Below are 12,213 nucleotides of genomic sequence, written 5' to 3' on the forward strand. Positions count from 1 at the left end.
CCGCGATGGCCCGCGCCGAGTCGGTGTTCGCGCTCTCCAACGGGCACATCGGCCTGCGCGCCAACCTGGACGAGGGCGAGCCGCACGGCCTGCCCCGGCGGGCCGGACTCTTTCTGCGCTTCGGGCCGGGTCCTGCGGTTCAGCCCAGGTCGGAGGTCCGCCCGGGGGCGTCCGGCCGGCCCTCCTCGATCCGCCGCAGCATCCGGGCCAGCAGCGTGGACAGCACGGTCCGCTCGAAGCCCGTGACGTCCTGGAGCAGCTCCTCCTCGAACACCGCGGCCATCCGCATCGACTCCAGCCACTTGTCGCGGCCGTTCTCGGTCAGCTCGATGATCACCCGCACCCGGTTGGACTCGTCCCGCTCCCGGGTGACCAGGTCCTCGGCCACCATCCGGTCGATCCGGTGCGTCATCGCGGCCGGGGTGAGCCCGAGCCGCTTGGCCAGCTCGCCGGGCCCCAGCCGGTACGGGCTGCCGGACACCACCAGCGCCTTGAGCACCTCCCACTCGGCGGAGGTGATTCCCAGCACAGTCAGCTGACGGTCGTAGGCCACCCCCATCCGCCGGGCGACCCGGGACAGGGTCTGCACGATGGTCTCCACCTGGGGGTCCACGGTGGGGAATTCCCGCTGGTAGACGGCCACCTGCTCGGCGATGCCGAGCTCCTTGGCGGAGGCCGGCGCGGGCTTGTCCGTAGTCATGGGCACCAGTGTCGCACGGGGGGTGCAGATCTTAAGCCTTTGACTCCGCACTCTTCCGGTGCTAAGACTTTATCTCGTCAAACTTTAGCTCTGAAATCTTCTGGACTTAAGAGTATCCAGTTGAAGCCAGGAAGGGATGTGCACGGTGATCGGCACGGTGAAGCAGCAGAGGCAGCAGCGACGTACGGCGGGCGGCCCGCTGCGCCGCGTCCAGATCGGTAACGCGCTCAGCGCGTTCGGCAGCGGGTTCACGATGCCGTACATGTTCGTGTACGTGGACCAGGTGCGCGGGCTCGGCTCGCTGGCGGCCGGGATGGTGTTCACCGTCTTCGCGCTGGCGGCGCTCGCCGTCCTCCCGCTCACCGGCCGCGGGATCGACAAGTACGGTCCCCGTCCCGTCCTGCTGGCCGGCACCGCCCTCGCCGCCACCGGTGCGTTCGCCTTCGGCCACGCCACCGGTACCCCGGGCCTGCTGGTCTCCTCCTTCCTGTTCGGCGCGGGTGTCACCACCTGCCAGCCGGCGCTCGCCACGATGATCGTCCGCTGCTCGACGGCCGCGACCCGCGCGCACGCCTTCGCGCTGCAGTTCACCCTGGTCAACCTGGGTATGGGCATCGGCGCGCTGGTCGGCGGGCAGATCGTGAACGTCGCCGACCCGGCCAGCCTGACCCGGCTGTTCACCATCGAGGCGGCCACCTTCCTCGGCCTGGCCCTGGTCGCCGGCACCGCCCGGATGCCCGCGGCCCCGCTGACCCTGGTCCACGGCAAGCAGGACGGCCCGACCGGCCTGCGCGCCCTGGTCGCCGACAAGGCGATGCTGCGGCTCTGCCTGCTCGCCGGGCTGATCTTCTTCACCTGCTACGGCCAGTTCGAGTCCGGCGTCGCGGCCTTCGCCACCGACACGGTCGGCACCGCGCCCTCCACCCTGGGCTTCGCGATCGGTGCCAACGCGCTGACCATCGTCGTCCTGCAGATGTTCATGGTGAAGATCACCGCGCGCCGCCGCCGCACCACCGCGATGGCCGCCGCCGGTGTGGTCTGGCTCGGCGCCTGGGCGATGGCCCTGGTCGCCGGCCTGATCCGGACCGAGACCATGGCCGCCACGGTCGCGATCGTCTCGATCTACGCCCTGTTCGGTGTCGGCGAGTCGCTGCTCGCCCCCACCATGGGCCCGATCGTCGCGGACCTCGCCCCGGCCCGGCTGCTCGGCACCTACAACGCCGGGTACGCCCTGGTGAAGCAGATCGCCATCGCGGTCGGCCCGGCCGTCGGCGTGCTGCTGGTCGGCTCCGGCACCTGGCCGCTCTACCTGGCGGCCATGGCGGGCTCCACGCTGCTGATCGTCGCCATGGCGCTGCGGCTGCGCCCGCACCTCACGCCGGAGCAGGACAACGCGGCCCCGGCCGTGGTCCGCACCCCCCTGCCCGTCCGGGAGCTGCAGACCGCCGCGTGAGTCAGGGCAAACAGGACAACCGTACGGGCGCCGACCGGATCACCTGGTCGGCGCCCGTCGCGCTTGGTTTCGCGACCAGCGCGGCCTAGGGTCAGTGCCTGTTGACCGTCCGGCCCGCCCGGCCCGGCGGCCACGGGTACCACGGCAGACCCAGGAATCGGCGAGGCGATGACCCAAGCGGCGCTCACGCACCCCCCGGCGGCCCCGGCCCCGGAAGCCCCCGCACCGGCCCCGCGCTGGCGGAACCCCTGGGCCGCCAGACACGCCGGCTGGTTGGGGCCGATCGGCGTCGCGCTCTTCGCCGGGCTGCTGCGGTTCTGGAACCTCGGCCACCCGAACGCCTTCGTCTTCGACGAGACCTACTACCCCAAGGACGCCTGGTCGCTGCTCCAGCAGGGCTACGAGGGCAGCTGGCCGGACCACGCCAACGCCGACATCCTGGCCGTCCCGCAGACCGCCCCGCTCACCTCCGCGCCCGAGTTCATCGCCCACCCGCCGCTCGGCAAGTGGGTGATCGCCGTCGGCGAGCAGCTGTTCGGCCTGCACCCGTTCGGCTGGCGGTTCATGACCGCCCTGCTCGGCACCGTCACCGTCCTGATGCTGGCCCGGATCGGCCGCCGGCTGTTCGGCTCCACCCTGATCGGCTGCACCGCCGCGCTGCTGATGGCCGTCGACGGCCTCCAGCTGGTGATGAGCCGGGTCAGCCTGCTCGACGGCGTCCAGATGTTCTTCGTGCTGGCCGCCTTCGGCAGCCTGCTGATCGACCGTGACCACGCCCGCGCCCGGCTCGCCGTCGCGGTCGCCGACCGCCGCGGCGACACCGTCCGCCTGGGCGCGCGACCCTGGCGGATCGCCGCCGGGGTGTTCGTCGGCGCGGCCTGCGCGGTCAAGTGGAACGGCGTGATGGTCCTCGCCGCCTTCGGCATCCTGACCGTGCTGTGGGACCAGTCCGGCCGCCGCTGGGCGGGTGCCCGCCGGCCCTGGCGCTCGATGCTGCGCCACGACGCCGTCCCCGCCTTCCTGGCCATGGTCGGCTCCGCCCTGGTGGTGTACGTCGGCGCCTGGAGCGGCTGGCTGTTCAGCGGCCGGGGCGGCGAGGGCGGGTACGACCGGCACTGGGCCGACGGCCGGGACGGCCTCTCCCCGGACAGCGTCCTCGGCATCCCGCTGCCGCAGGTGTCGATGAGCTGGGTGCCCGCGCCGCTGCGCAGCCTCTGGCACTACCACGGGCAGATGTACGACTTCAACACCGGTCTGAGCACCCCGCACACCTACCAGTCCAACCCGTACAGCTGGCTGGTCGACGCCCGCCCGGTCTCCATGTACTGGGAGCAGGTCCCGACCGGGCAGCACGGCTGTACCGCCTCCGGCGGCTGCGCGGCGCAGATCCTCGGCCTCGGCACCCCGCTGCTGTGGTGGACAGCCTGCTTCGCGCTGGTCTACCTGCTGTGGCGCTGGTTCTTCCGCCGGGACTGGCGCTCGGGCGCCGTGCTGTGCGCCGTCGCCGGGATCTACCTGCCCTGGTTCCAGTACCAGGAGCGGACCGTCTTCTCCTTCTACATGGTCGTCCTGGTGCCGTTCCTCTGTCTGGCCGTCGCGCAGATGCTCGGCGCCCTGCTCGGCCCGGCCGGTTGCAGCCCCGAGCGGCGCCGGATCGGCGCCGCCGCGGCCGGGCTGATCGTGCTCGCGATCGTCGGCTGCTTCGCCTTCTTCTACCCGCTGTACACGGCGGAGGTGATCCCGATGTCGTCCTGGCAGGACCGGATGTGGTTCACCAGCTGGATCTGAACCGCGTGGCGCCTGCGCCGTCCGCGCCCTTCGCGGCCCCGGCCGGTCAGCTGCTGCCGGTCACCCCGGTGCTCGGGGTGGTCACCGCCGTGCTGCTGCTGGCCGCCGTGGCGGTCGCCGGGTGGGGGCTGCTCGGCCACGGGCGCGCGGTGCTGCGGGCCGGGCTGCGCGCGGTGGTGCAGCTGGCAGCCGTCGCCGCGGTGATCACCTGGGTGGTCGGCTCGCTCTGGTGGTCGGCGCTGTTCGTGCTGCTGATGTTCTCGGTCGCGGTGCGCACGGCCGGGCGGCGGATGACCCCGGGCCCCGGCTGGGTCTGGGCGGCCGCCCCGATCGGCGCGGGGGTGCTGCCGGTGCTGGCCCTGCTGCTGGCGGTCGGACTGCTGCCGCCCAAGGGCCTGTCCGTCATCCCGGTCGCCGGGATCCTGATCGGCGGCGCGCTGACCGCCACCTCGCTGGCCGGGCGGCGCGCCCTGGACGAGCTGCGGCAGCGACGCGGCGAGGTGGAGGCGGCGCTGGCGCTCGGCTTCGAGGAGCGCGACGCCCGGCTGGAGATCTGCCGCACCGCCGCCGCCACCTCGCTCGTGCCCGCCCTCGACCAGACCCGCACGGTGGGCCTGGTCACCCTCCCCGGTGCCTTCGTCGGCATGCTGCTCGGCGGCGCCTCGCCCACCCAGGCCGGGGCGGTGCAGCTGTTCGTGCTGATCGGCCTGCTGGCGGTGGAGTCGACGGCGGTCGTGGTGGTGCTGGAGCTGGTCGGCCGCGGGCTGGTGACCGCCGGGGCGCCGGGCGGCGTCGGGTACCCTTGAGCACGTTGAAGGGGAGTAGCCCTCCACCGGACCGTCGACATACTGGCCCTCCAGGGCCCGGCGCCCGGGGCACCCGTCCCAGCGGGGCGGTGCCGGCGAGACCTTCGGCCGCAGTGCTGTGACCATTTCCAGTGCTGTCGGGCCGAAGCGTCCCCTGACGGACCTGCGGAGGCCGGGCAGCCCGACCGAGGACCTCTCTGATGAGTCTGACCGTTGCCGCGTTGACCTTCGGCATCATCTTCCTGGCCGAACTGCCGGACAAGACCGCGCTGGCCAGCCTGGTGCTGGGGACCAAGTACCGCGCGGCGTACGTGTTCGCGGGCATCGCCGCCGCCTTCGCCGTCCAGGTGGGCCTCGCGCTCGCCGCCGGGCACCTGCTCTCGCTGCTGCCGCACCGCTGGGTGGAGGGCGTCACCGGGGTGCTGTTCCTGGTCGGCGCGGCGATGCTGCTGTTCCACGGCGGCGGTGACGAGGACGGGCACGCCGCCAAGGAGCCGTCCTCGAACGGCTTCTGGAAGGTGGCCGGGGCGAGCTTCGTGGTCGTCGCGGTCGCCGAGTTCGGCGACCTGACCCAGATCATGACCGCCAACCTGGCCGCCAAGTACGCCGATCCGCTGGCCGTCGGCCTCGGCTCGTGGCTGGCGCTGTGCGCGGTCGGCGGGCTGGCCATCGTGGGTGGGCAGAAGCTGCTCAAGCACGTGCCGATGAAGCTGATCGTCCGGGTGGCGGCGACGGTCATGGTGCTGCTGGCGGGCGTCAGCATCGTCCGGGCGATCACCGGGTGACGGCCGGCCGGGCGGGCCGGTGGGCCCTCAGCAGCCCGGGTCGGCCTCCAGGACGGCCCGGGTCTTGGGGCCGTAGATGTTGTTCTCGCCCTTGATCCGGTTGTAGCGCTGGTAGTCGGCGAGCACCGACTGGGTCCAGTAGTCGAAGGTGCCGGTGATCAGCGACTTGTCGACAAGTCCGCAGTCGGCGGCCCAGAGGCGCTGCTGCATGTCCTTGACGTCCGCCCCGGTCATCCCGAGCTGGAGCACCCGCACGGTCGGGGTGGGGGTGGGCGTGGGGGTGGGGGTCGGCGTGGGAGTGGGGGTGGGTGTCGGGGTCGGGGTGGGGGTCGGCGCGGGGGCCGGGGCCGCCGGGGGCGCCGCCTGGGTGGTGGTCGGCGGCGCGACCTGGGTCGGGGTGGCCGTCCTGGTCGGGCTCGGCTTGGCCGTCCTGGTCGGCGTGGGGGTCGGCGTGCTGCTGGTCGGCGGCGCCGCGCTCGGGACCGGCGGCGTCGGGGTCGGCGGGTCCACCGGCGCCGGCGCCAGGGTGGTGGTCGGCAGCGGCTGCGCCTGGCGGCCCGACGACTCCTTCGCGGGCGTCAGGGCGTACGCCAGGCCCACGGTGAGCGCCAGCAGCCCGGCGCCCGCCCCGGCCACCAGCAGCTTGTGCCGGGCGAACGGGTTGCGGCCGGACTGCTCGGCCGCCCGTCTCGCCGCCCGGCCGCCGGCCGACTGTTCGCCGGAGGGGCCGGACACCGCGTCATCGGCGGTGTGGAAGGGGAAGAAGCCGAGGTCGTCGCCGGGGCCGGGAGGCGCCTGGTCCGCCCCCGGGGCCTGCGGGGGCATTGCGGCGGCGTACGCGCCCGGCCCGGACGGGGGCATCGGCGGCAGCACGGTGGTGGCGTAGGCGTCGGCGTCCGGCCCGAGCGGGGGAGTGACGGGGTGCGGGCCGGCGGCGTGGGCGCTGACGGGGTGCGCACTGACGGGGTGGGCGCTGACGGGCTGTTGCGCGGGCGCGGCGGCCATGACGGGCGGCAGGACCGTGGTCGCGAACGGGTCCACCGCCGGGGCGTCCGCCGACGGCGCCCCGGCCACCTGGGCGGCCACCTGACCGGCCGCCAGCGGCACGTACGGGCGGACCAGCGGCGGGCCCTCCAGGTGCGGGAGGACGGCGGTTTCGGCCAGGCTCGGGTCCGGGAGGCAGCCGCACCCGGTGGAGCGTGCGGTGCCGCACGTCGGGCAGTGCTGGTCCGGCATCGGCCGGTCCTCCTCGGTTCTCGGGCTCTCGGGCGCGCTCGCCGGGTGGCCCGGGGCGCACGATCGCGCCTGATTATGCAGGACGTCCCGGAGGGTGGACAGGGGCGTCCGGCCGCTCGTGGTGAGGTTGTGCCGGTTGGTGGTGGTTGGCACCTGATGAACGGTCGGTGCGCGGCGGAGGGTATCCGTGCTTACGTTCGGCTCAACCCGGCGGAGCAAAACCGGGCAATTCTGACAGCATGGTGAGCTGGGAGTGATCGTCCGCCCGGGCCCTGCCCCCCACGCGGCGGCCCGCGACCCTACGGAGACGCCATGACGGATCCGCTCGCCGCGTCCGACCGGGGCCCGGCGTACGAACCCGGCCCGCCGGAGGTCACCACCCCCAACCTCTGGGTGCCGATCGGCGCCCTGCTGCTCGCGATGCTGCTCGCCGCCCTCGACCAGACCATCGTCTCCACCGCGCTGCCCACCATCGTCAGCGACCTCGGCGGCCTGGAACACCTCTCCTGGGTGGTGACCGCCTACATGCTGGCCTCCACCGCCGCCACCCCGCTCTGGGGCAAGCTCGGCGACATGTACGGCCGGAAACGTTTCTTCCAGGCCTCGATCGTCATCTTCCTGCTCGGCTCCGTCCTCTGCGGCATCGCCCAGAACATGGGCGAGCTGATCGCCTTTCGCGCGCTCCAGGGCCTGGGCGGCGGCGGGCTGATGGTGCTCTCCCAGGCCATCGTCGGCGACCTCGTCTCACCCCGGGACCGCGGGAAGTACCAGGGCCTGTTCGGTGCCGTCTTCGGCGTCACCAGCGTCCTCGGGCCGCTGCTCGGCGGCCTGTTCGTGGACCACCTCAGCTGGCGCTGGGTCTTCTACGTCAACCTGCCGATCGGCGCCGTCGCCCTGGTGGTGATCGCCGCCGTGCTGCACGGGCAGGAGGTGCGGCGCGAGCACCGGATCGACTACCTCGGCACCGCGCTGATCGCGGCCGTCGCCACCTGCCTGGTGCTCATGACCTCGCTCGGCGGCACCACCTGGGACTGGAACTCCTGGCAGATCACCGGACTCGGTGTGCTGGGCGTCGCCCTGCTGATCGCCTTCGTGCTGGTCGAACGGGTCGCCGTCGAACCCGTCCTGCCGCTGCGGCTGTTCCGCTCACGGACCTTCAGCCTGGTCGCGGTGATCTCCTTCGTGGTCGGCTTCGCGATGTTCGGCGCGCTCACCTACCTGCCGACCTTCCTCCAGGTCGTCATGCAGGTCTCGCCCACGCTCTCCGGCATCCACATGCTGCCGATGGTGCTCGGCATGCTGGTCACCTCGATCGGCTCCGGCCAGATCGTCGCCCGCACCGGCCACTACCGGGTCTTCCCGATCGCCGGGACGGCCGTCACCACCGTCGGCCTGCTGCTGCTCTCCCGGCTCGACGAGCACACCGGGACCTTCGAGATGAGCTGCTACTTCCTGGTCTTCGGCCTCGGCCTCGGCCTGGTCATGCAGGTGCTGGTGCTGATCGTGCAGAACTCCGTCGGCTACCAGGACCTCGGCGTCGCCACCGCCGGCGCCACCTTCTTCCGCTCCATCGGGGCCTCCTTCGGCGTCTCGATCTTCGGCACCGTCTTCGCGAGCGGGCTGAACGACCGGCTCGCGGACGTGCTCGCCGGGATCCCGCTGCCGCCCGGCTTCCACCCCGAGGCCATCACCTCCGACCCCCGGGTGATCGCCCAACTGCCGCCCGCCGCCCAGGCCGGGGTCTACCACGCGTACGCCGAGTCGATCACCCGGGTCTTCCTCTACGCGGTGCCGGTCACGGTGCTCGCCTTCGTGCTCTCGCTCTTCCTGCGCGAGCAGAAACTGCGCACCACCGTCACCGCCCCCGACCTCAGCGAGTCCATCGGGCTCAACCCGGTCGAACGCTCCTCGCTGGACGAGATCGCCCGCGCCCTGTCCGTGCTGAGCACCCGCGAGGCCCGGCGCGACCTCTTCCGGCGGATCACCGCCACCGCCGGGCTCGACCTCAAACCCGCCTCCAGCTGGCTGCTCCTCCAGATGCACCAGCACGGCTCGGTCGAACCCGCCGAACTCGCCGAACGCCGGGTCGTCCCGATCGCCGTGGTCGAGGAGGCCGTCCGCGAGGTCGAGGGCCGGGGCCTGGCGGCCCGTACGGGCGGCCTGCCGCTGCGGCTCACCGAACCGGGGGAGCAGGCCGCGTTGCAGCTCGTCGCGGCCCGGCGCTCCCAACTCGCCGAGCTGCTGGGGGACTGGGACGAGAAGCAGTACACCGACCTCGCCGAGCTGCTCAACCGGCTCAGCTCCGGGCTGTGCGCCGACCCGCGGGACCGCCCGGACCCGGTCGGGCCGGAGCCGCCGTACCGGGGCGAGGGGCGGTCGTTCTGACGGCGGGCGCGGGCGCGGGCGCGGCGGCTTCGGCTGCTGGGGGGCTGCTCGGGGCTGCTGGGGGCTGCTCGGGCGCTCGGGCCCCGCTCAGGCTTCCGAGGGCAGCCAGCCGTGCTGGACCGCCCGCACACCGAACTCGAACCGGCTGCGGGCGCCCAGCCGTTCCATCAGCTCCGTCGCCGTCCGGCGGGCCGTCCGCGGCGAGACCCCGAGCCGCTTGGCGATGGCGTCGTCCGTGAGGCCCTGCGCCAGCAGCCGGACGACCGTCGACTCCTGGGCGCTCAGCCCGCTCTCGTCCTTGGCCGCGCAGCCGTTCAACGGCTGCGCCGAGGCCCAGACGTGCTCGAACAGGGCGCAGAGCGCGGTCAGCGTGCCGTCCCCGGTCAGCACGACGGCGGCCGCGCCGGAGTTCTCGCTGTTCACCGGGATGACGGCGGCGCGGCGATCGAAGATGATCATCCGGGTCGCCAGCTCCGGGGCGGTCCGCACCTCGCCGCCCAGCCCGGCGAGCCAGTTGACGTAGGCCACGGTGGGCTGGTTGTTGCGCACGCTGTCCAGGTAGACGGTGCGCATCCGGATCCCGCGCTTCAGCAGGGCCTCGTCGTGCGGCTTGGACGCCTCGATGCTGGACTCGTTGTGCCCGCCGCCCGGGGCGAAGGTCATGATCTGGTCGGTCAGTTCGCGTGCCAGCCCGGCGATCCGGTCGCGGATCGCGTCCAGGCCGGTCAGCTGTTCCACGCCCGGGTGGGCGGCGCGGGGGGTGAGGTCGGCGAAGTCGGCGATCAGCTGGGCCGCCGCCGCCCGTGAGGCCTCGATGCGGAGCTGCTGGGCGGCCAGCTCGGTCCGCTGGCGGGCCATCAGCAGTTCCAGGCCGACCTCGGGCGAGACCGCCCGCAGTTCGCCCTCGTGCTCGTACGACGGCCTGATCAGGGCCAGTTCGCTGAGCAGGTCGAGGGTGCGTCGGATCTCGTCCTCCGGCACGCCCAGTCGTTGCGCCAGTGCGGCCACCCCGTCGCGGGGATGCGCGAGCATCGTGCGGTAGAGCGCCTCCGCGGTGGCGTCCAGTCCGATTGCGGCGAGCACAGCGGTTCCCCCCAGTGTGAACTCCGTGCGGGCAGTTTTAAAACGATCATCACACGAACGGAGTGCGGGCGGCCAGGCGCTTCCTTGGACGGTTCCGGCCAGGGACGGAACCGTCCCTCTTGGGCGTCTATGCGCGGCCCCGGGTGGTTTGGGAACGTCGCGCCATGCACCTCGTTCACGCGGCACTCAGACCGCCCTTCGCCGGCGCCGAACTCCCACCTGGCGTCCCCGAGTTCATCCGCACGACGGCTGACCCGAGGGAGCCGGTCGAGCACGTCTCGGTGCACCGGCGGGCGGACTCCACCACCGTGCTGGGCCTCTTCCTGGTGGCGGACCGCCTGGCGGACGCCGAGCGCCGGGCGGCCGAGGCCTGCCGTCGAGCCGTCGCGACCATGCCCGCCCTGGACGGCTGGACCGTCACCCGCGCCGAGGCCCCGCTGATCGCGCCCGTCCACGAGCGCCTGCTGTCCGCTTCCGGCCTCGGTGGACGGAACTGGCCAGGGCCGAATCCGTCCAGCCGACAGCCCTTTCGCCACCTCTGAGCTGCGACGAAAGTAGTTCTCGCCGGAGCAGTTCTCGCCGATCGGGGGAGACGCCCGGCGGGCAGCACCGGACGACGTGTCACCGCGGGACGCGCGACCGGAAATGCCCCTCATCCCAGCTCTCTCGCAAAGGATCGAACCATGCTGCGCACCAACCTCCGCAAGGCCGCCGCGGTCACCGCCCTCGCCCTCGCCGCGCTCGCCCCGGCCCTCGCCACCCAGGGCGGCGCTCAGGCCGGTGCTCAGGCCGGTGCCCAGGTCGTCGCGCAGTCCGTTGCGCCGGAGGACCGGGCCGCGGTCGTCGCCCCGTCCAACACCATCTGGGAGTAGCCGGATCCGGCATCGCGGCGAGCTGCTGCTGATCACGGAGGGCCGCTGCTGATCACGGCGCGCCGAACCAGCGGGGGGTGTCGAGGCGGAACGGGTCGCCGGGGGCGAGCCGGCGCAGGCCGTCCTCCACCTGGCGGAGCTGCTCCTCGCCGAGGGTGGCGGACCACTCGGCGCGCAGTTCGTCGAAGATCCGGGCCGAGCGGACCAGGCTGTCCACCCCCCGGGCGGTGAGCCGGACCACCTTGCGGCGGGCGTCGGCCGGGTCGCTGCCGCGTTCCACGTAGCCGAGCTGTTCGAGGCCCTCGATGGTCTTGCCCGCCGCCTGCTTGGAGACGCCGAGGCGGCGGCCGAGCTCGACGGCGGTGGTGCCGTCCGGCCCGATCGCCTGGAAGACGAAGCCGTGCATCGGGCGGAGGTCCGGGTGCCCTTCGCGGGCGAGGCGCTCGTGCAGCTCGTCGATGATCGTCCGGAAGGCGAGCAGCAGGCGCAGCGGCAGCTCGAAGCCCGGCGGGGGCGGTTCGCTTGACACGATAGACAACCTCATTGACCATATAGACAATCCGGTTGTCCATCTTAGGGGGTTCCTTCGCCATGCCTGTGATCCGTCACGCCGATGCCCGCCGCACCGAGACCCCGAACGCCGCCATGATCACCTGCGCCTCGCCCACCCAGGGCTCAACCTCCCTGGCGATGTGGCACGTTGACATGCCCGCCGACCGGCAGGGCCCGCTGCACGCGATGGACGTCGAGCAGATCTGGACCTTCCTGGACGGCTCCGCGTCCGTCGACCTCGCCGGGGAGACCCTGACGGTCGCCGCGGGCGACACCCTCGTCCTCCCCGCCGACCAGGCCCGGCAGATCTCCACCGCCACCGGCTTCACCGCCGTCGTCGCCTGCCCCTCCCCGGCGTACGCCTACAACCCCGACGCCGTCACCCCGGAAGGCGCCTGCGGCCTCGCCCCCCGCGACGCCGACCGGGTCCTCCCGCCGTGGATCGCCTGACCAGCGGCGTGTGAGGTGTAGCAGACTGCTCGGGAGCAACCCGAGCCGGCGGCCGTCGAGCGCCCCGGCAGGACGAGGAGGAACGCCATGTCCGTCGTCAAGA

12 protein-coding genes are annotated in these 12,213 nt (G+C 73.0%); 8 read left to right on the plus strand and 4 right to left on the minus strand.

Annotated features, from left to right (window positions below):
* Positions 1-139: 139 nt before the first annotated feature.
* The gene (locus ABTY15_RS33650; protein WP_350604158.1) at positions 140-700 is read right to left on the minus strand and encodes a MarR family winged helix-turn-helix transcriptional regulator; all 561 of its coding nucleotides are present in this window, start codon (positions 698-700) and stop codon (positions 140-142) included.
* A gap of 157 nt (positions 701-857) precedes the next feature.
* On the opposite strand from ABTY15_RS33650, the gene ABTY15_RS33655 reads away from it, so the two are divergent.
* From ABTY15_RS33655 to ABTY15_RS33670, 4 genes are all read left to right on the plus strand, one after another.
* On the plus strand, positions 858-2,153 hold the full coding sequence (locus ABTY15_RS33655) for an MFS transporter (protein WP_350604161.1): 1,296 nt from the start codon (positions 858-860) through the stop codon (positions 2,151-2,153).
* Between the two features lie 168 nt (positions 2,154-2,321).
* A complete protein-coding gene (locus ABTY15_RS33660; RefSeq protein WP_350604164.1) occupies positions 2,322-3,941 on the plus strand; it encodes a dolichyl-phosphate-mannose--protein mannosyltransferase in 1,620 nt (539 codons plus the stop codon).
* A 5-nt stretch (positions 3,942-3,946) separates the two neighbouring features.
* Entirely contained in the window at positions 3,947-4,747 is an 801-nt protein-coding gene (locus tag ABTY15_RS33665; RefSeq protein ID WP_350604165.1) for an ABC transporter permease, read from the plus strand.
* Between the two features lie 197 nt (positions 4,748-4,944).
* Complete coding sequence (locus tag ABTY15_RS33670; protein ID WP_350604292.1) at positions 4,945-5,532, plus strand: TMEM165/GDT1 family protein; 588 nt, start codon at positions 4,945-4,947, stop codon at positions 5,530-5,532.
* A 27-nt stretch (positions 5,533-5,559) separates the two neighbouring features.
* On the opposite strand, the gene ABTY15_RS33675 is transcribed toward ABTY15_RS33670, so the two are convergent.
* A complete protein-coding gene (locus tag ABTY15_RS33675; protein ID WP_350604169.1) occupies positions 5,560-6,921 on the minus strand; it encodes a peptidoglycan-binding domain-containing protein in 1,362 nt (453 codons plus the stop codon).
* 159 nt (positions 6,922-7,080) lie between these two features.
* On the opposite strand from ABTY15_RS33675, the gene ABTY15_RS33680 reads away from it, so the two are divergent.
* Complete coding sequence (locus ABTY15_RS33680) at positions 7,081-9,153, plus strand: MDR family MFS transporter (protein WP_350604172.1); 2,073 nt, start codon at positions 7,081-7,083, stop codon at positions 9,151-9,153.
* Between the two features lie 87 nt (positions 9,154-9,240).
* Here ABTY15_RS33680 and ABTY15_RS33685 read toward each other — a convergent pair whose 3' ends face one another.
* A complete protein-coding gene (locus ABTY15_RS33685; RefSeq protein WP_350604176.1) occupies positions 9,241-10,236 on the minus strand; it encodes a helix-turn-helix transcriptional regulator in 996 nt (331 codons plus the stop codon).
* Positions 10,237-10,400: 164 nt separating this feature from the next.
* Between ABTY15_RS33685 and ABTY15_RS33690 the strand changes: the two genes are divergently transcribed.
* Positions 10,401-10,778 (plus strand): hypothetical protein, encoded by a 378-nt coding sequence (locus tag ABTY15_RS33690; RefSeq protein ID WP_350604178.1) that lies wholly within the window; start codon positions 10,401-10,403, stop codon positions 10,776-10,778.
* A 141-nt stretch (positions 10,779-10,919) separates the two neighbouring features.
* A complete protein-coding gene (locus tag ABTY15_RS33695; RefSeq protein WP_350604182.1) occupies positions 10,920-11,108 on the plus strand; it encodes a hypothetical protein in 189 nt (62 codons plus the stop codon).
* 52 nt (positions 11,109-11,160) lie between these two features.
* Here the strand turns inward: ABTY15_RS33695 and ABTY15_RS33700 are convergent, their stop codons facing one another.
* Complete coding sequence (locus tag ABTY15_RS33700; protein ID WP_350604186.1) at positions 11,161-11,637, minus strand: MarR family winged helix-turn-helix transcriptional regulator; 477 nt, start codon at positions 11,635-11,637, stop codon at positions 11,161-11,163.
* A gap of 62 nt (positions 11,638-11,699) precedes the next feature.
* Between ABTY15_RS33700 and ABTY15_RS33705 the strand changes: the two genes are divergently transcribed.
* Positions 11,700-12,110 (plus strand): cupin domain-containing protein, encoded by a 411-nt coding sequence (locus ABTY15_RS33705; RefSeq protein WP_350604188.1) that lies wholly within the window; start codon positions 11,700-11,702, stop codon positions 12,108-12,110.
* The last annotated feature ends 103 nt before the right edge of the window (positions 12,111-12,213 follow it).

It is taken from the genome of Kitasatospora sp. NPDC097643 (assembly GCF_040302625.1).
GTDB lineage: Bacteria > Actinomycetota > Actinomycetes > Streptomycetales > Streptomycetaceae > Kitasatospora.

Bases quoted from the DNA above. Each gene is read 5' to 3' on its own strand.
- ABTY15_RS33650 (WP_350604158.1), bottom strand. From the start codon at position 700: ATGACTACGGACAAGCCCGCGCCGGCCTCCGCCAAGGAGCTCGGCATC.
- ABTY15_RS33660 (WP_350604164.1), top strand. From the start codon at position 2,322: ATGACCCAAGCGGCGCTCACGCACCCCCCGGCGGCCCCGGCCCCGGAA.
- ABTY15_RS33680 (WP_350604172.1), top strand. From the start codon at position 7,081: ATGACGGATCCGCTCGCCGCGTCCGACCGGGGCCCGGCGTACGAACCC.
- ABTY15_RS33690 (WP_350604178.1), top strand. From the start codon at position 10,401: ATGCACCTCGTTCACGCGGCACTCAGACCGCCCTTCGCCGGCGCCGAA.
- ABTY15_RS33695 (WP_350604182.1), top strand. From the start codon at position 10,920: ATGCTGCGCACCAACCTCCGCAAGGCCGCCGCGGTCACCGCCCTCGCC.
- ABTY15_RS33705 (WP_350604188.1), top strand. From the start codon at position 11,700: ATGCCTGTGATCCGTCACGCCGATGCCCGCCGCACCGAGACCCCGAAC.